General features: G+C 72.4%; 20 protein-coding genes. 9 read left to right on the top strand and 11 right to left on the bottom strand.

Annotated elements, in window-relative coordinates:
• Positions 1-49 precede the first annotated feature (49 nt).
• The 3 genes from SL103_RS14215 to SL103_RS14205 all read left to right on the top strand — a co-directional run bounded on the left by SL103_RS14215 (position 50) and on the right by SL103_RS14205 (position 2,524).
• Positions 50-283: a hypothetical protein gene (locus SL103_RS14215; RefSeq protein ID WP_069569210.1), complete on the top strand. Its 234-nt coding sequence runs from the start codon at positions 50-52 to the stop codon at positions 281-283.
• Between the two features lie 125 nt (positions 284-408).
• A complete protein-coding gene (locus tag SL103_RS14210; protein ID WP_069569209.1) occupies positions 409-1,470 on the top strand; it encodes a right-handed parallel beta-helix repeat-containing protein in 1,062 nt (353 codons plus the stop codon).
• A 25-nt stretch (positions 1,471-1,495) separates the two neighbouring features.
• The gene (locus SL103_RS14205) at positions 1,496-2,524 is read left to right on the top strand and encodes a methyltransferase (protein WP_069569208.1); all 1,029 of its coding nucleotides are present in this window, start codon (positions 1,496-1,498) and stop codon (positions 2,522-2,524) included.
• A gap of 130 nt (positions 2,525-2,654) precedes the next feature.
• Here SL103_RS14205 and SL103_RS14200 read toward each other — a convergent pair whose 3' ends face one another.
• The 7 genes from SL103_RS14200 to SL103_RS14170 all read right to left on the bottom strand — a co-directional run bounded on the left by SL103_RS14200 (position 2,655) and on the right by SL103_RS14170 (position 7,958).
• A complete protein-coding gene (locus tag SL103_RS14200) occupies positions 2,655-2,987 on the bottom strand; it encodes a TcmI family type II polyketide cyclase (RefSeq protein ID WP_069569207.1) in 333 nt (110 codons plus the stop codon).
• Between the two features lie 56 nt (positions 2,988-3,043).
• The gene (locus SL103_RS14195; RefSeq protein ID WP_033268580.1) at positions 3,044-3,517 is read right to left on the bottom strand and encodes an SRPBCC family protein; all 474 of its coding nucleotides are present in this window, start codon (positions 3,515-3,517) and stop codon (positions 3,044-3,046) included.
• A gap of 1 nt (position 3,518) precedes the next feature.
• Positions 3,519-3,809 (bottom strand): acyl carrier protein, encoded by a 291-nt coding sequence (locus SL103_RS14190; RefSeq protein ID WP_069569206.1) that lies wholly within the window; start codon positions 3,807-3,809, stop codon positions 3,519-3,521.
• Between the two features lie 15 nt (positions 3,810-3,824).
• On the bottom strand, positions 3,825-5,075 hold the full coding sequence (locus SL103_RS14185; RefSeq protein WP_069569205.1) for a ketosynthase chain-length factor: 1,251 nt from the start codon (positions 5,073-5,075) through the stop codon (positions 3,825-3,827).
• Complete coding sequence (locus SL103_RS14180) at positions 5,072-6,340, bottom strand: beta-ketoacyl-[acyl-carrier-protein] synthase family protein (RefSeq protein ID WP_069569204.1); 1,269 nt, start codon at positions 6,338-6,340, stop codon at positions 5,072-5,074. The genes SL103_RS14185 and SL103_RS14180 overlap by 4 nt, the downstream gene beginning before the upstream one ends.
• Positions 6,337-6,771: a cupin domain-containing protein gene (locus tag SL103_RS14175; protein WP_069569203.1), complete on the bottom strand. Its 435-nt coding sequence runs from the start codon at positions 6,769-6,771 to the stop codon at positions 6,337-6,339. The genes SL103_RS14180 and SL103_RS14175 overlap by 4 nt, the downstream gene beginning before the upstream one ends.
• Positions 6,772-6,839: 68 nt before the next feature.
• Positions 6,840-7,958 (bottom strand): SchA/CurD-like domain-containing protein, encoded by a 1,119-nt coding sequence (locus SL103_RS14170; protein ID WP_069569202.1) that lies wholly within the window; start codon positions 7,956-7,958, stop codon positions 6,840-6,842.
• 253 nt (positions 7,959-8,211) lie between these two features.
• Between SL103_RS14170 and SL103_RS14165 the strand changes: the two genes are divergently transcribed.
• Both SL103_RS14165 and SL103_RS14160 read left to right on the top strand, forming a co-directional pair.
• Complete coding sequence (locus SL103_RS14165; RefSeq protein ID WP_069569201.1) at positions 8,212-9,846, top strand: FAD-dependent oxidoreductase; 1,635 nt, start codon at positions 8,212-8,214, stop codon at positions 9,844-9,846.
• A 434-nt stretch (positions 9,847-10,280) separates the two neighbouring features.
• Positions 10,281-10,769 (top strand): glutathione peroxidase, encoded by a 489-nt coding sequence (locus tag SL103_RS14160; protein WP_069569200.1) that lies wholly within the window; start codon positions 10,281-10,283, stop codon positions 10,767-10,769.
• 26 nt (positions 10,770-10,795) lie between these two features.
• Here the strand turns inward: SL103_RS14160 and SL103_RS14155 are convergent, their stop codons facing one another.
• Positions 10,796-11,221 carry an STAS domain-containing protein gene (locus tag SL103_RS14155; RefSeq protein ID WP_069569199.1) on the bottom strand — a complete coding sequence of 142 codons (426 nt, stop codon included), beginning with the start codon at positions 11,219-11,221 and terminating at the stop codon, positions 10,796-10,798.
• 239 nt (positions 11,222-11,460) lie between these two features.
• Entirely contained in the window at positions 11,461-12,243 is a 783-nt protein-coding gene (locus SL103_RS14150; RefSeq protein WP_069569198.1) for a class I SAM-dependent methyltransferase, read from the bottom strand.
• 123 nt (positions 12,244-12,366) lie between these two features.
• Here SL103_RS14150 and SL103_RS14145 point away from each other — a divergent pair, with 123 nt between their 5' ends.
• Positions 12,367-12,873: a winged helix-turn-helix transcriptional regulator gene (locus SL103_RS14145; RefSeq protein WP_069573704.1), complete on the top strand. Its 507-nt coding sequence runs from the start codon at positions 12,367-12,369 to the stop codon at positions 12,871-12,873.
• Positions 12,874-13,133: 260 nt separating this feature from the next.
• Positions 13,134-14,549 (top strand): GAF domain-containing protein, encoded by a 1,416-nt coding sequence (locus SL103_RS14140; RefSeq protein ID WP_079146232.1) that lies wholly within the window; start codon positions 13,134-13,136, stop codon positions 14,547-14,549.
• Here the strand turns inward: SL103_RS14140 and SL103_RS38665 are convergent.
• Both SL103_RS38665 and SL103_RS38660 read right to left on the bottom strand, forming a co-directional pair.
• The gene (locus SL103_RS38665; protein WP_244303909.1) at positions 14,440-14,688 is read right to left on the bottom strand and encodes a DUF664 domain-containing protein; all 249 of its coding nucleotides are present in this window, start codon (positions 14,686-14,688) and stop codon (positions 14,440-14,442) included. The two genes, SL103_RS14140 and SL103_RS38665, sit on opposite strands and share 110 nt — an antisense overlap.
• Positions 14,588-14,980, bottom strand: coding sequence for a DUF664 domain-containing protein (locus SL103_RS38660; protein ID WP_244304268.1), 393 nt, complete (start codon positions 14,978-14,980; stop codon positions 14,588-14,590). The genes SL103_RS38665 and SL103_RS38660 overlap by 101 nt, the downstream gene beginning before the upstream one ends.
• Before the next feature lie 146 nt (positions 14,981-15,126).
• Between SL103_RS38660 and SL103_RS14130 the strand changes: the two genes are divergently transcribed.
• The gene (locus tag SL103_RS14130; protein WP_069569195.1) at positions 15,127-17,073 is read left to right on the top strand and encodes an ABC transporter ATP-binding protein; all 1,947 of its coding nucleotides are present in this window, start codon (positions 15,127-15,129) and stop codon (positions 17,071-17,073) included.
• Between the two features lie 63 nt (positions 17,074-17,136).
• Positions 17,137-17,619, top strand: coding sequence for a nuclear transport factor 2 family protein (locus tag SL103_RS14125; RefSeq protein ID WP_069569194.1), 483 nt, complete (start codon positions 17,137-17,139; stop codon positions 17,617-17,619).
• Positions 17,620-17,621 lie beyond the last annotated feature (2 nt).

The raw sequence follows: 17,621 nt of genomic DNA, 5'->3' as shown, positions 1-17,621 counted from the left end.
ACCGGCCGCGGACGGGTGTCGTCGGGCCGACTCCGTGCGTTTATCGTCCATGACCGTCTTCCACGTCCGTCCGTGGTTCCTGCCCACCAGCCTCGCGGCGTTACTCATCGAGGCGGGGCCGGAGACGCCGGCTGACACCCCGTCGGACGCCGTCCGCGACGACCGGCCCGGCGCGCCGTCCGATGCCCGGTCAGCCGAGGCGGGGCCGGACGGGTGTCCCCCGTCCGCCGATCCGGACGACACCCCCGACCAGCCCCCTTCCGCCCCCGCTGACCGGGGCTGATGGGTCGCCCGGCGGGGGGCCGGGCAGCGAAGCTGACGGCGTGTCGAAAGCTGGCCGCCGCACGCACCGTCGTCATCGGCTCACTCCGTGTGGCGAGCGGTGGTGATCGCCCATAGCTTCGCCTCATGGCGCTACGACAGATGACATACATGGGCTGCGTCGCGGCGGTGCTGGCCGGCGGACTGGGCGCGGCCGCCCCCTGCGACGCCGACAGCCGGCTCGTCGTCCGCCCCGGCGAATCGATCCAGCGCGCGGTGGACCGGGCGCGGCCGGGCGACACGATCATCCTGCGGCCGGGGGTCTACCGCGAGAGCGTGCTGATCGACAAGTCCCGGCTGCGCCTCGTCGGCGCGGGCAAGAAGACCGTGATCACGCCGGCCGGCACCCGGGCGGAGAACGCCTGCGGGCAGGACGGCAGCGGCATCTGCGTCCTCAGCCGCGACAAGCGTCCCCTCCGGGACGTCAGCATCCGCTCGCTGACCGTCGAGGGCTTCAAACGGAACGGCATCTGGGCCTCCGGCACCGACCGGATGTCCGTCCACGAGGTGACCGCCCGCAGGAACGGCGTGTGGGGCATCGCGCAGGAGAAGTCCACCCGCGGGGTGATCCGGGACAACTACGTCACCGGCAACGGCGACTCGGGCATCTTCCTCGCCAACACGGTCAAGGAGGAGGGCGGTGCCACCGACACCCGCGGTGCGCTGATCAGCCAGAACCGCCTCACCCGCAACCGGATCGGGGTCACGGTGCGACGGGTCAGGAACCTGACGGTCAGCCACAACACCATGACCGGCAACTGCGGCGGGGTCTTCATCGTCGGCGACGAGTCGCGTCCCCGGGCCGGCGCGCTGACCGTACGGGACAACGACATCTCCCGGAACAACAAGCACTGCCCCGCCACCAAGCGGCTGCCCTTCCTCCAGGGCTCCGGCATCGTCCTCACCGGCACCGAGAGGGCGCTGGTACGGCACAACCTGATCAAGGACAACCGCGGCAGGTCCCCGCTGTCCGGCGGCGTCGTCCTCTTCCACAGCTTCGTCAACGCGCTGAACGAACGCAATGTCATCGTCGACAACATCGTGCTGCGCAACAAGCCCGCGGACCTGCTGAACAAGGACGCCGCGGGCAAGGGGAACCGATTCATCCGCAATGTGTGCCGGACCTCGGAGCCGGCCCGTCTGTGCTGACTTCCCACGGGAGAATAGAGGCGGAATGACCACCGTAAGTCCCACCCCCCAGTCGGCGATGCGGCTGCGGGAGCTCGTTTTCGGAGCCGCGTGTGCCGCGGCCGTACGGGCCGCGGCGCGCCTCGGCGTCGCGGACGCGCTCGACGACCGGCCCGCCACCGCGCAGGAGCTGGCCACCGCGGTGCACACCGAGCCGCGGCCGCTGGAGCGGCTGCTGCGCGCACTGTCCTGCTACGGGATCTTCGCGGAGACCGAGGACGGGAAGTACGTCCACACCGAGATGTCCCGGATGCTGCGCGAGGACGCCCCCAACAGCCTGCGGTACATCGCACTGTGGTGCACCGAGCCGTGGACCTGGGAAGCCTGGCCCCGGCTGGACGAGGCGGTGCGCTCGGGCCGCAGCGTCTTCCCCGAGCTGTACGGCAAGGGCTTCTTCGAGTACCTGCACGAGGACGCACGGGAGTCGGCGCAGGTCTTCGACCGGGCCATGACCACCTCCAGCAAGCAGTCCGCCGAGGACGTCGCCAAGCTGCTCGACCTCTCCGGGGCGTCGTCGGTGGCGGACATCGGCGGCGGCCAGGGCCACGTCCTCGCCAGCTTGCTGGAGAAGCACCCGGGGCTCAAGGGCACGCTGCTCGACCTGCCCACGGTCGTGGCGAACCCGGACCCGCGGCTGCGCGACGGCGGCGCGCTCGCCTCGCGGGTCCAGATCGTGCCGGGCGACTGCCGCGAGGAGATCCCCGTCCAGGCCGACGTCTACATCATCAAGAACATCCTGGAGTGGGACGACGAGAGCACCGGCCGGACGCTGGCCAACGTCCTCAAGGCGGCCCGTCCCGGCGCCCGCGTGGTGATCATCGAGAACATCGTCGACGACAGTCCCTCGATGAAGTTCACCACCGCCATGGACCTGCTGCTGCTGCTCAACGTCGGCGGCGCCAAGCACTCCAAGGCGAGCCTGGTCGGCCGGATGGGCGAGGCCGGGCTGGAGGTCGGCGCCATCCTGGAGGTCAACCCGTATCTGCACGCCTTCGAGTGCACCGTCCCGGCGTGACGGAGGCCGTGCCGTGACGACGCCCGGGAACGGCGGACCGCCCGGTGAGGAGGCTTCTCCTCGCCGGACGGCCATGCCCGTTCCCGGGCGGGCGCGTGAGCCGGGGGATCGCCCCGGCCCCGCCCGCGCGTCAGCCGCTGCCGTCGCGCTCCCAGCGATAGAACTGGTGGGCCATCGCGTCCTTGGGACTGCGCCAGGTCTCCGGGTCGTACGCGCTGACGAAAGCGGACAGCTTGTCGCTCACCGCGCGGAACTCGGGGTGCTCGGTGACCTTGGCGATCTCCGGCCCCGGCGGCCGGTCGGACTCGATGAGGTGCAGATACACGTCACCGAACTGGAAGAGGGTCCGCCGCTTGACGCCGACCAGGTGCGGCAGTTCCGTACGGTCGGAGGTCCGGAAGACCTCCGCGATGTCCGGAGCCGTACCGGGTTTCATGCGAGCGACGATCAGAGCGTGATGCATCGGGACATTCCCTTCGTTGCCGCCGGACGGTGGTCCGGACGCGGCGCCGCGTCCTGTCAGTTGACGACGGCGGAACGCATCTCGCGGTCCCGCTGCTCGATCTTGTCCCGGATGAGCTCCATCTGGATCCGGGAGTTGCGGTTGATGAGCTCGGTCATCCCCTTGTCGTCCACCGGCGCCGAGGGCTTCATCGCGAAGTCCTGGGTCCAGTGCATCGAGGTGCCGCCCGGGATCTCGGCGTACTTCCAGTGGATGTCCATGTGCTCGAACGGACCGGTCTCCACGCGGCGGGCGCGGACGGTGCGGTTGGCGCGGTCCATGACCCGCTCGGAGACCCAGCTCCACACGGTGCCGTTCTCGTCCGGGTGCATCGTCAGCCGGAAGGTGGTCTTGTCGCCCTCCCGGGAGAGCACCTCGACGGAGGCGTACTCGCTGAACAGCTTCGGCCAGTTCTCGATGTCGTTGGTGAGGTCCCAGACGAGGTCGAGGGGCGCCGCGATGGTGATGTCGTTCTCGGTGTGGCCGGGCATGTCAAGCTCCTGTCGTAGGCACGGTCGCCTTGTCGGCGTTGGCACGGTCGTTGTTCGTGTTGACGAGGGCGAGGAAGTCGCGCGGCGTCTTGCAGCGCTCCGCGTCGGTCGGCATCGGCCGGCCGTGCCGGTTCTCCAGCTCGCCCACGATCCCGAGGAGCCCCAGCGAGTCGAGGCCGAACTCGGCGAAGGACATGTCGGCGCGGTTGGCCAGGTCCTTCGGGTCGACGGTGAGGCCGGCGGCCGACTTCATCAGCGCCGCCAGCTCGTTGAGCGTCAGTTGAGCGGTCATGTGCGGTTCTCCTTCTCACGAGGGGGGCGTCGGGCCCTGCCGCAGCACCATTGCCGCGTTCGAACCCATCAGCCCCCGGCTCAGCACCAGCGCCGTCCGCAACTCGGCGGGCCGGGCCCGGCCGGTCACCACGTCAAGGTCGTGGCAGACGTCGACGACGTTGGGGGTGGGCGGCACCACGCCGTTCTCCATGGCGAGCACCGCGGCCGCGAGGTCCAGGACGGGAGCACCGCAGTACGCCCGCCCGGTACCGGTCTTGGGTGCGGTCACCGGAACCCGGTCGGCGTGCCGGCCCAGGGCATCCGCCAGCGCCAGCGCCTCGGCCCGGTCGGCCGAGGGGACACCGAGCGCATCGGCGAACACCACGTCGATCTCCTCCGGGGCACACTGCGCGTCCTCCAGCGCACCGCGGATCGCATGGGCGAGTCCCGCGCGGGACTCCTCCCACCGCGAGGCCCCGGTGAACGTCGCGGCATGTCCCAGGAGCACGGCCCGGGGGGTGGCGCCGCGGCTCTCGGCCGCCGCGGCCTCCTCGACGACCAGCATCGCGCCGCCCTCGGCGGGCACGAATCCGCAGGCGTCACGGGTGAACGGGCGGTAGGCCCGCACCGGGTCGTCAAGGCTGCTCAGGTCCTCGTAACCGAGCTGGCACACCACCGAGTAGGGGGCCAGCGGCGCCTCCGCGGCGCCCACGACGACGGCGTCGGTGCCGCGCCGGATGGTGCGGCAGGCGTGCGCCAGGGCGTCCAGGCCGCCCGCCTCGTCGCTGGCGACCACTCCGCAGGGGCCCTTGAAGCCGCCGCGGATGGAGATCTGTCCGGTGCTGGCCGCGTAGAACCAGGCGATGGACTGGTACGGGCCGACGTACCGGGAGCCCTGGCCCCAGAGCCGTTGCAGCTCCCGCTGGCCGAACTCGCCGCCGCCCGAGCCGGCCGCCGTCACGACGCCCACCGCGAACGGGGAGTCGGCGTAGTCGGCACGGCCGAGCCGGGCGTCGTCCAGCGCGAGGTTGGCCGCCGCCATGGCGAAGTGCGTGAACCGGTCGGTCTGGACGAGGTAGCGCTCCTCGATCAGGTCCGCCGGGTCGAAGCCGCGCACCTCGCCGGCGACCTTGAGCGGCAGGTGCTCGCACCCGTCGCGGGTCACCCGGTCCAGGACGCTGACGCCCTCCACGGTCGCCTTCCAGAACGACTCGGTGCTCACCCCGTTGGGGGCGATGACGCCGATGCCGGTGACGACCGAGCGTCTTTCCTTGGGGGATCTCATCCTGCCCTCCCGCCCTGTCGGGTCAGTACCACCGCTGACTGGAATCCGCCGAAGCCGCTGCCGACCGACAGCACCGAGCGCAGCGGCAGCTCCCGTGCCGTTCTGGGCACGTAGTCCAGGTCGCACTCCGGGTCCGGGGTCTCGTAGTTCGCCGTCGGCGGCACGACCTGGTGGGTCAGTGCCAGCACGCAGGCGACGATCTCGATGGCGCCGATCGCGCCGAGCGAGTGGCCCACCATGGATTTGATGGAGCTCATCGGCACGTTGTAGGCGTGTTTGCCCAGCGACCGCTTCACCGCGGCGGTCTCGTGCCGGTCGTTCTGCTGGGTGCCCGACCCGTGGGCGTTGACGTAGTCGACCTGGGTGGCGTCGACCTTGGCGTGGCCGAGCGCCCGGTTGATCGCCTCGGCCATCTCCAGGCCCTCCTGGGTGAGCCCGGTCATGTGGTACGCGTTGCCGAAGGTGGCGTAGCCGCGGATCTCGCAGTGCACCGTCGCGCCGCGCGCCCGGGCGTGCTCCAGCTCCTCCAGGACGAGCACGGCGCCGCCCTCCCCCATGACGAATCCGTCGCGGTGGGCGTCGAACGGCCGGGAGGCGTGGGCGGGGTCGTCGTTGTTCGCGGAGGTCGCCTTGATGGCGTCGAAGCAGGCCACCGTGATCGGGGAGATCGGCGAGTCCGAGGCGCCGGCGACGCAGACGTCGACCCGGCCCTCCTCGATGGACTGGAAGGCGTAGCCGATGGCGTCGAGGCCGGAGGTGCAGCCCGTGGAAACGGTCTGCACCGGGCCGTGCGCACCGACCCGTTCGGCCACCGCGGAGGCGAGCGAACTCGGGGAGAACGCCCGCTCCAGGTAGCGGCCCGCCGGCCGGTGGTCGACGTCCCAGCGCTGCCCGCGGCTGCTGACGGCGACGTAGTCGTGCTCCAGCCGCGTGGTGCCGCCGACCGCGGTGCCCAGGGACACCCCGATGCGCCAGGGGTCTTCCTTTCCGGTGTCCAGGCCGGCGTCGCGCAGCGCCTCGTCGGCGGCGACCAGGGCGAACTGCACGTACCGGTCCGAGCGGGCGATCTGATCCTCGCTCAGCCCGTGGGCACGCGGATCGAAGTCGCACTCGGCGGCGATGCGCGAGCGGAAACCCTCGGGGTTGAAGAGGGTGATGCCACGGGTCGCCGTACGGCCGGCGGACAGCAGGTCCCAGAAGGCGGGTACTCCCACACCGCCGGGCGCGACGATCCCGACGCCGGTGACCGCCACGCGGCGGGTCATGACACCGGCTCCGTGCGTTCGGGCGGGGCGGCCGGGGTGCTCTCCTGTGTGCCCTCGGTGTCGACGTGGCCGAGCTCGGGGCGCGGCGCCAGCGGACCGAGGTGGAAGACCATCCGGGCCTCGACGTCCCCCACGTTGCGGAACCGGTGCCGCATATAGGGGGGAATCAGCAGCCCCTGGTCCGGGCGCAGCGGGTACGCCTCGCCGTCCAGGTCCACTTCGAGCGCGCCCTGGACGACGTAGACGAACTCCTCGGAGTACGGGTGGTAGTGCTCGCCGATGCGCTCGCCGGGTTGGACGAGTGCCATGCCCATGAAGCCGCTCGTGGCGCCCACCGCGCTGGGTGTCAGCATGGCGCGCAGATCACCTCCGCGCCGGCGGTTGGGCTGGGTCTCGCTGAGGTCCACGATGCGTGGGCGGTGCGTGGTCATGGCTGATTCCTCCAGGGGCGTGATGCCGGCGGTTGAGTGGGGGGAGTCCTGCTGCGGACCGAGTGCGGTCAGGAGTCCGAGGCCCGGCGGTCGGTGATCAGGGCCATGTCGGAGCGCGACAGGAAGCTCGCGAACTCCCGGTCGCTGGACAGCTGACCAGCCGCGTCGGTGTCGAGCAGCCGCCGCAGGACGGCCGTCTTGCGGGGGCCGCGCACACCGAGCGACAGCATGGGGTCGCTGTCGAGGGGGATCCGCAGGTCGATGAGCCGGACGACGATGTCGTCGCGCTGGAAGATCGTGCTGCCGGCGACCGGGCACCCCGGGTCGTCGGCGGCCAGCTCGTCCTGCCGGGCCAGCATCCTGGCCAGCGCCATTCCGCAGCCCTCCTTGGCGGGGTAGTACAGCGCGTGCCGCCGTACGCCCGTGGGCTGCGTGCCGTGCGCGGCGACGTGGTGCACCGCGGGCAGCGCGGCCCGGGTGAAGAAGACCCGCGCGGAGTTGGGGTCGCTCAGGTCGCGGTCCTGCTCCAGGTACGGGTTGATGGCCTCCTCGACGGCCCGGACCTCGGGCTGGCGGGAGATGTGCCGCAGCGCGGCGACCAGGTCGCCCTGTACCTCGACGGCGCGCACCACGCGGTTGCCGTGCATGAACAGGGAGGTGCGGCGCAGCCGGGTGGTGTCGTCGACGCGGGCTTCCGGGGAGGTGTAGCCGGCGAGGATCTCGGCGACCTTGTCCTCGCTGCCGGGCTTCACGGTGAAGGTCAGCGCGTGCCGGACCACTCCGTCACCGACCCGGGGGTTCGCCTGCAGCCGGCCCTTGGGGGGCTCGGGAGCGAGCGCGGCGACGTTGGAGGTCTCGCGCAGGACGCTGAAGCGCAGCGAGCGGGTGTCGCGGACGCAGGAGTGCAGCGGCTGGACCATCTTGACGTGCTCCTCGCTGTTGACCCAGGCGAGGAACGGCGGGGCGGACTCCCACTCGCTGGTGATGAGCCACTGCGAGGGGTTCTCGATGGACTGGCACAGCTGGTCGGTGATGTGCCCGGGGACGGACGCGACCTGGTTGCGCAGGTGCTCGTAGGCTTCCAGGAAGCGCTGCTGGGCTCCGTCATGGAGGTCCAGGAGCAGCACGACCCGAAGCCGGGAGCCGTCGAAGGCTGACTGGGATATTCGTTCCGACAGCGTTGTCATCGTCTACGCATCTCCTTCGGGGCCCGACGGCCCCTGTGGTGCGTCGTCAGTTCCGGTGCGATCCGGGTGACTGAGCCGGATGGTGGGGGCGGCCGGCCCGGTGATCCGGAAGGCGCCCCGGATTCGATCGTGGCCGCCACACACGGGGGGCGCGAGATGTGTGAGCCATGCAGGTGAACCGTGATCGAACAGGCCGGTAGCAGGGCATTCGTGCTCCATCTGCCCCCAATGCGCCATGGAGCTGGAGCACGCCATGAATCCCACCGTCGAAGACCGCGTCCCGGTACTCGTCGTGGGCGGGTCCCTGGTGGGCCTGTCCGCGTCGCTGTTCCTGGGACGGCTGGGCGTACGGCATCTGCTGGTCGAGAAGCACGCGAACACCTCGCACCATCCCCGCGGGCGGGGGAACAACGTCCGCACGATGGAACTGTTCCGGGTCGCCGGCGCCGAGGCGCCGATCCGCGAGGCGGCCTCGACCCTCGCCGACAACCACGGGATCCTGCAGGCCCGTTCGCTCACCGGCGACGAGCAGGAGTGGCTCTTCAAGGAGATCGACCCGGGCGGCGGGCTGACCCGGATCAGCCCCTCCGGCTGGTGTCTGTGCAGCCAGAACGACCTGGAGCCGGTGCTGGTGCGCTGTGCCCGCGAACTCGGTGGTGACCTGCGGTTCTCCACCGAGCTGGTCTCCTTCGAGCAGGACGCGCAGGGCGTGACCGCACGGCTGCGGAGCCGGGAGACCGGCGAGGAGTCCACCGTGCGCGCGGACTACCTGATCGCGGCGGACGGCCCGCGCAGCCCGGTCCGCGAGCGGCTGGGCATCGGCCGGAACGGGCCCGGTGACCTCTTCCACAACGTCAGCATCACGTTCCGGGCGCCGGGCCTCGCGGACATCGTGGGCGACCGCCGGTTCATCGCCTGCTACTTGACCAACCCGGAGGCGGACGGCGCGCTGCTGCCCGTCGACAACCAGAAGGACTGGGTCTTCCACGCCCCCTGGCACCCCGACCGGGGCGAGACCCTGGAGGACTTCACCGACGAGCGGTGCATCGACCACATCCGCCGGGCGACCGGCGCGCCCGACCTGGCCGTCGAGATCACCGGCAAGGCGCCCTGGCACGCCGCCGAGCGGGTCGCCGAGCGCTATGCGCACGGCCGGGTCTTCCTCGCCGGCGACTCCGCCCACGAGATGTCCCCCACCGGCGCGTTCGGCTCCAACACCGGCATCCAGGACGCCCACAACCTGGCGTGGAAGCTGGCGGCCGTACTGGACGGCGCGGCGGACCCCGCGCTGCTGGAGACCTACGAGGCGGAGCGGCTGCCGGTGGCGCGCGAGACCAGCGCCCGTGCCTCGGCCCGCTCCGCCGAGCACAGCCACCCCGGCTACTCCCCGGCGCCCGGCGCGGCCGGCGGCCGGCAGCGCGGCGTGCTCACCGTGGCCCTCGGCTACTGCTACCCGCGGGGCGCGGTCCTCGGCGCCGACCCCGAACTGCCGGTGGTTCCCGACCAGTTGCGGCTGACCGGCGAGCCGGGCACCCGTGCCCCGCACATGTGGCTGCGGGCGGACGGGCAGCGCCGCTCGACCCTCGACCTCTACGAGAAGTCCTTCGTGCTGCTGGCCGGCTCCGACGGCGACATGTGGCGCACCGCCGCCAAGGGCGCCGTCCAGCGTTTCGACGTGCGGCTGGACTGCTACCTGATCGGCACCGAGCCGGACGACGACCTGGCCCCGGAGGACGGCACGGACTGGGCCGAGAAGCACGGCACGACCTCCGAGGGCGCGGTGCTGGTGCGTCCCGACGGCTTCGTCGCCTGGCGCGCCGAGGGCCGGGTCGCCGATCCGGAGGCGGCGCTGCGGGAGGTCTTCGAGGCGCTGCTGTGCCGGAGCTGACCGGACACTGAGGCAGCGGGGGCTGCTGAGGCTGAAGGGGCCGGCGGGACTTCCGCCGGCCCCTTCGCGCAGGGAACGTATCTTCTGCCCGTCACCACCGCAGGGGCATCTGCGGGCGGTCCCGGCCGCGTCCCGCAACCCGGGGACCGATTTCCGGTTGAGTCCGGGCATGGACGCCAAGAAGCCCGGCTCACACCCTTTTCAGCGCATCTCCCTCCCCCACCGGCCCCCACCGCTGCCGCCGCCCGTTCCCCGGCGCCGGCGCGAGGAGGAGACGCCGATCTTCGACCAGCTGCTCAAGGAGTGGCGCGCGGGGACGCTGCGTCCGGCCGTGTCCTGGCCGGTCGACGAGGCGGGGAAGATCAGGGCGGGCTCGGCTGTTGGCACCGATGACGGACGCCACTGTCCACGGAAACCTGACGAGGAGCCCCATCGTGAGCCTGTACGACATCCCGCTGCGCACCCTGACCGGTGAGCCCGCCTCGCTCGCCGACTACCGGGGCAAGGCCCTGCTGGTGGTGAATGTGGCGTCCAAATGCGGGCTGACCCCGCAGTACTCCGGCCTGGAGCGGCTCCAGCAGCGCTACGGGGACCGGGGTTTCCACGTACTGGGCTTCCCCAGCAACCAGTTCGCCGGCCAGGAGCCGGGCACCGCCGAGGAGATCGCCACCTTCTGCTCGGCGACGTACGGCGTCAGCTTCCCGCTGTTCGAGAAGACCGACGTCAACGGCGCGGACCGGCATCCGCTGTACGCGGAGCTGACCGGTACCGAGGACGCCGACGGGGCGGCCGGTGACGTCCAGTGGAACTTCGAGAAGTTCCTGATCGACGCCGACGGCCGGGTCGCCGGCCGCTTCCGGCCGCGCACGGAGCCGGAGGCCGAGGAACTGGTCACCGCCATCGAGGCGGCACTGCCGGCCTGACCGCCACCGCGGTGCCGCGCCGGCGGTCAGGCCACGGCGATGTCGTCGGCCCCGGCCGGGAGGCCGTCCCGGTCCGCGCCGTCCGCGGCGAGGGCGTCCTCGGACCCGGCCTCCTCCGGCACCGTCTCGAAGTCGCCGCGCAGCCCGGTCATCCGCAGCAGCCGCGCGACGCTTCCGCCGGCCACGACGCCGGTCAGCCGCAGCCGGCCGCCCCGCTGCCGCGTACGGTGGCGGGCGCGGCTGAGCAGCGAGAGCCCCGCGCAGTCGATGAAGGTCACCGCGCGCAGATCGATGACGAGGTCGGCGCCCTGGGCGCCGGTGAACTCGTCCAGCCGGTCGGAGAGCACCGAGACGGCGAGGATGTCCAGGTCACCGCGGAGTTCGAGCACGGTCGTGCCGCCCGCGGCGCGGCGGGGACCGTCAAGTCTTGGGTAGTACTGACCTTCTTCCATCGGCCCGACCCACTTTCGGTGCCGGGCGCGGGGCTCGCCACGCGTGCCGGCGGAGACGTACGGAGGTGTGGGGGGCGCCCGGCGCGATCCGGGCGGCTCGGCCCGTTTCCGGGTCATCGGTGGTGCGGTTGCGTCACGTGTGTGCCACTACGTTTCTGCAGCTGCTCCCGTAGTTGTCTACGGCTTACCCGTCGACCGCGCCCCTCAAGTCCCGGCGTACGCCTCCGGCAGAGGTTGTCTCAAAGTCGCCCCTTGCGCGCATGACCGAGATAGGTCACCAAGGGCGCGCTTCCCGGCGCGAGTTCACAGCCGACCGCTTCCGCCAGCGCGTCGTCGCCGATCCGGCCGCGGCGCCGGGCCAGGGTCCCGGCAACCAGACTGCGCAGGTCACGGGGGTGGAAGTCACAGATCCCGGCGCCGGTCAGGCCGTGGCGTGCCAGGAGGGCGGCGACCTCGGCCGGCGTGCGGAGCCGGCGGGCGGCATAGCGGCCGGCCGGCATTATCCGGGTCAGCGGCAGCCGCTGGAACGCCACGAGGTAGACAAGCCGGGAGACGACCGTGCGGTTCACGGTGTCGTAGACGAGGACCCCCTCGGGCACCAGGGCGCGCGCCGCCCGCTCCATGACCCGGTCGGGGTCCGCGGTGATCTCCAGGGTGTCCGCCAGGTAGACGAGCTCGTACGCGGCCTCGGGGACGTCGAGCCGTTCCGCGGACCCGGTGCGGTGTTCGACGGCGAGACCGGCCCGCGCGGCGGCCTCCCGGGCGAGCGCGGTCGCGGGCCCGGACGGATCGACGGCGGTGACCGTGAAGCCGAGCCGGGCCAGTCCGTGCGGCAGCAGTCCGCGGCCGCTGCCCACGACCAGGGCACGGCCGGACGGTGCCCGTCCGAGGCGCTCCAGCACTCCGGACGTGTACTCCAGCCGGACGCGCTGGAAGGCGGCGGCGCGGATCTGCCGACCGTCGACCGCGTCCGGGTCGGCGGAGTCCGGTTCGATCCGCGGAGCGCCGTTCCTCACGGTCATCGGGTACCCCCTGAGGTGTCGTGTCGGTAGGCGTCGGGAGACCGCCGCAAGTGAGTTCCCTGAAGGAACCCTCCCGAACGTAGCACCATGGGTTCCCTCGGGGAACTCCGCTACGGTGGGCACATGACCCGTACCCCGCTCTCCGGCGTGGCCTGCTCCATCGCCCGCGCCACGGATCTGTTCGGTGACGCCTGGACGGCGCTGATCATGCGGGACGTGCTGACCGGGATCGACCGCTTCGACGAGCTCGCCGAGGACCTCGGCATCTCCCGCAAGGTCCTCACCGTGCGACTGGCGCGACTGGTCGAGGAGGGCGTCCTGGTCCGTGAGCGCTATCAGGAGCGGCCGCCGCGTGAGCGCTACGCGGCCACGGAGAAGGGCGCGGAGCTCTATCCCGTGCTGCTGGCGCTGATGAGCTGGGGCGACCGCTGGTACGCGGGCGAGGCCGGCCCGCCGGCCCGCATCCACCACCTGGACTGCGCCCGGGACACCACGATGGTCGCCGCCTGCGCGCACTGCGGCGGACCGCTCACCCCGGACAACACCACCCAGCTGCCCGGCCCCGGCGGACGCACCGGCCCCGGCACCCGGGTGCTGGGCCCCCTCCTCGCGGCCCGCGCACCGCACTGACGGAGGACGCACCACGGCGCGCCGTGCCGCACCTGGGAAGACGGACCGGCGGAGCGGATACGGGACCCGCCGTATGAACCCGTTTGGTCCGTTTTAGACTGGCCGGACCGCCCGGAAGAGTGAGGTGTGTCCTGAAGTCGCCCGACCCGGCAGCCGAGCCGCCGCCCGACGCCGCGGCCGATCTGGCCGAGCGCACCGCGCGGAACCTCCGCGAGCTGGCCGGCGGTCCGGTCTCCCGGCTCCCGGAGCTCCTGGAGGCGATGGCGGCGGTCGGCACCGACCACGATCTGCGCCGCGCGCTGGCCCGCATCGCCGAGACCGCGGCCTCGCTCACCGGTGCCTGCCACGCCGCCGTCGGCATCCGCAGCGCGTACGGGGACGGCCCCGGCCTGATCACCCACGGCACGGCCCCGGACCACGAGGACCGGCCGTCCCCGGCGACTGCGCTGGACGTGCCGATCACCTTCCACGGCGAGGTCTTCGGCAGTCTCGCCCTGGCGGGGAAGCGGGGGCCCGGAGCGGACGGCGCACCGGTCGACGGGCCCTTCACCGAGGAGGATCTGCACCTGGTGCGGGTGCTGGCCACCGAGGCCGGCATCGCCATGGGCAATGCCCGTATGCACGCCGCCGCCCGGCAGCGCACCCGGTGGATCGACGGCGCCGCCTCCGTCACCACGGCGCTGCTGGCCGGCCCCGAGACCCGCTCGACCACCGAGGACGCCCTGACGGTCGTCGCGGAGAAGGGCCGCGAGCTCGCCGAGGCGGCCACCGGTGCGGTCCTGCTGCCGCACCCCGAGGGCGGGATGGAGGTCGTCGCGATCTCCACCGAGCTGACCGAGGCGGTACGCGCCGAGACCTACCGCGGCAGGATCCCGCCGGAGAGCCCTGTCGTGCACCAGATCCACGCCGGACTCCCGGTCTTCGCCGACGACTTCGCCGCCGACCCCCGCTCGATCTCCCCGCTGTCCCGCCACTACGGCCCGACGATGCTGCTGCCGTTGCGCAGCAACGGGCGGGTGCTGGGCGCGCTGGCGCTGTGCCGGACGTCCGGCGGCCGCCGCTTCAGCCCCTCGGAACGCACTCTGGGCACGCAGTTCGCCGCCCAGGCCGCGCTGGCGCTCGTCCTCGCCGACCGGCACCGCGACCGGGAGCGGCTCGCCGTCTACGAGGACCGCGACCGGATAGCCCGCGATCTGCACGACCTGGTCATCCAGCGGCTGTTCGCCACCGGCATGCTGCTGGAGAGCGCCCGGCGCAAGGCCGTGCTGCCGGAGGTGCGGGAGGGCCTGGGCCGGGCGGTCGACGAGCTGGACGCGACGATCCAGGACATCAGGACGGCGATCATCGCGCTGCAGCAGGGGCCGTCGCAGGTGCCGCCGGGGCTGCGCACCCGGGTGCTGCGGGAGGCCGGCGCGGCGGCCGCGGTGCTCGGCACCCGGCCGGCCGTGCGGTTCGCCGGCCCGGTCGACGCGCGCGTCGACGACGCCACCGGCCGCGAGCTGCTGACGGCGCTGCGCGAGGAACTGGCGGCGGACCGCCCCGGTCGCGCCGAGGTCGTCGTGGACGTCACCGCCGTCCTCGACGGCCGCCCCGCCGTCCGGCTGACGGTCCGCCGCACGGACTCGGCCGACGGCCCGTTCCGCTGGGAACGCCCCCTCGACGAGGGGACGCCGTAGGGCGTGGCCTGCGGGGCGTCGCCCTGCGTGGCGCGTGCTCACCTGCCGACGCGGCCGTCGGCCTGCTCACGGGGAGGATGTCGGCGTGGCCCGCGTGCCGGGCGGTCTCCTCGATCGTGTGCACCAGCACCCCGCGCATCGACCGGACGGCCTCGGTCCCGCCGGCCGGCCGGGCGCACCACGGGCCGAGGCCGGCACACCGCTCGACGCTCTCGTTGGACCGGGGCGACCGCGTGACAGTCGGCGGCGAGCAGCTCCTGCGGGTCGTCCTCGTCGGTGAGGTCCGTGCCCAGGTCGGGGGCGATCTCCGCACCCTCGTAGGCCCAGCCGAACCAGTAATGTTCCGCCGCGGTCAGGTGCTTGATCAGGCCGAGGACGCCGGTGTCCGCGTCCGGAGGCCCCGTGTCGGCGCGGGGTCGATTCTGCGGCACCGCCGCACCGTAGCGCGCCGGTGCACCCCGTTGGGTGAGAGCAGCGGAATCACTTGACCTCAACATTGCTTGAGGTCTTAGGTTCCTTGCATGTCGCCGGTCGCACACGGCGATCCCGTGACGACCCGGCACACAGGAGGCCCAGCATGGACATGGAAGTCACCGCCTGGCATTCGCTGCACAGCTCGATGAACGCACAGCGGGGACGACGGCGGTTCTCGCGGCGGACGCTGCGCCGCATCCTGGACTTCGCCCGGCCGCACCGCCGGTACCTGGTGTGGTTCCTGGTGCTCAGCACGGTGACCGCGATGCTCGCGGTGGCCACCCCGCTGCTCGCCGGCCGGGTGGTGGACGCGATCGTGGGCGGCGGCTCGGCGGCGGTCGTCGTCGGACTCTCCGGGCTGATCGCCGGCATCGCGCTCGCCGAGGCGGGCCTGGGGCTGCTGACCCGCTGGCTGTCGGCGAGCATCGGCGAGGGGCTGATCCTGGACCTGCGCACCACCGTCTACGACCACGTGCAGCGGATGCCCGTCGCGTTCTTCACCCGGACCCGCACCGGCGCGCTGGTCAGCCGTCTCAACAACGATGTGATCGGCGCCCAGCGGGCGTTCAGCGACACCCTGTCCGGCGTCGTCAGCAACATCGTGACGCTGCTGCTCACCCTCGGTGTGATGCTCAGCCTGTCCTGGCAGATCACGCTGATCGCGCTGGTCCTGCTGCCGGTGTTCGTGCTGCCCGCCCGCCGGGTCGGCCGGCGGTTGGCCGACCTGCGCCGGGAGGGCGCCGATCACAACGCGGCGATGGGCACCCAGATGACCGAGCGCTTCTCCGCGCCGGGTGCCACCCTCGTCAAGCTGATGGGCCGGCCGGCCCGCGAGTCCGCGGAGTTCGCCGCCCGGGCCCGCCGGGTGCGGGACATCGGGGTCCGCTCAGCCATGGTCCAGACGTACTTCGTCACCGCACTCACCCTGGTCTCCGCGCTGGCGCTGGCCGTGGTCTACGGCCTGGGCGGGTTCCTCGCCCTGCGCGGACAGCTGGAGGCCGGCGCCATCGTCTCGCTCGCCCTGCTGCTCACCCGGCTCTACGCCCCGCTGACCGCGCTGTCCGGCGCGCACATCGAGGTGATGAGCGCGCTGGTCAGCTTCGAGCGGGTCTTCGAGGTGCTCGACCTCAAGCCGCTCATCGAGGAGAAGCCGGACGCCCGCGAGGTCCCGGAGGGACCGGTGTCGGTGGAGTTCGACTCCGTACGCTTCGGCTACCCGTCCGCCGACAAGGTCTCGCTGGCCTCCCTGGAGGAGGTCGCCACCCTCGACACCCGGGGCGGCGAAGAGGTCCTGCACGGCCTCTCCTTCCGCGCCGAACCCGGCCAGATGGTCGCCCTGGTCGGCTCCTCCGGCGCCGGCAAGTCGACCGTCGCGCAGCTGCTGCCCCGGCTGTACGACACCGACGCGGGGGCCGTCCGGCTGTCCGGCGTGGACGTCCGGGACCTGACCGCCGCCTCGCTGCGCGCCACCCTCGGGATGGTCACCCAGGACGGCCATCTCTTCCACGACTCGATCCGCGAGAACCTGCTGCTCGCCAGGCCGGAGGCGACCGAGCGGGAGCTGTGGGACGCGCTCGGCCGGGCGCGTCTGGAAGACCTGGTCGCCGGCCTCCCCGACGGCCTGGACACCGTCGTCGGCGAGCGCGGCTACCGCCTCTCGGGCGGCGAACGGCAGCGGCTGACCATCGCCCGGCTGCTGCTGGCCCACCCGCGCGTGGTGATCCTGGACGAGGCCACCGCCCACCTGGACAACACCTCCGAGGCGGCGGTGCAGGAAGCCCTCGCCGAGGCGCTGGAGGGCCGTACGGCACTGGTCATCGCACACCGGCTGTCGACCGTGCGGACCGCGGACCTCATCCTGGTCGTCGAGGGCGGACGGATCGTCGAGCGGGGGACGCACGAGACCCTGCTGGCCGCCGACGGGCGTTACGCGGAGCTCTACCGGACGCAGTTCGCGGACTCGGCGGCCCGCGCGGAGGCCGCCGTACGGGACGCCGCGGCCGGCGCCGGCGGCACGGACCCCGGCCCGGAGCCGGCCCTGGTGAACTGAAAGTCCGCACCGGAAGGCCCCCGCCCCTTGGCGGGGGCCTTCCGCATACCGAAAACTGAAGAGATGACGCAGCGCGCGGAACACTCCGGTGTCATGGACCGCCTCGCCCTCGACGACCTGATCACGGGCTACGCCGTCGCCGTGGACGACGGCGACTGGGAGGGCTACCGGGCCCTGTTCACCCCGGACGGCCGGGTGGACTACCGCTCCGCGGGCGGCATCGAGGGCAGTACGGACGAGGTTGCGGCCTGGCTCGCCGAGATGCTGCAGCACTTCGCCATACGGCAGCACCTGATAGTCAACCGCCGCGTCACCCTCTCCGGGCAGGACGGCGGCCCGGGCGACACGGCCACCGTCCGGGCCGACTACCTCAACCCGATGCGGCTCGCCGGGTCCGGCCCCGACACCGAGGGCGGCCCGACCGCGCCCAACTACACCTGCGCCGGCCGCTACGACTTCACCGCCCTGCGCACCGCGGACGGCTGGCGGCTGACCGGGGTCGTCGTGCACGAGAAGTGGCGTGAGGTGCTCCCCCCGGGCGAGTGAGC

The organism is Streptomyces lydicus, assembly GCF_001729485.1.
Lineage (GTDB): Bacteria > Actinomycetota > Actinomycetes > Streptomycetales > Streptomycetaceae > Streptomyces > Streptomyces lydicus_D.
Note: the sequence above shows the minus strand (reverse complement) of the source record. Positions and strands in the feature narration are given on the sequence as shown.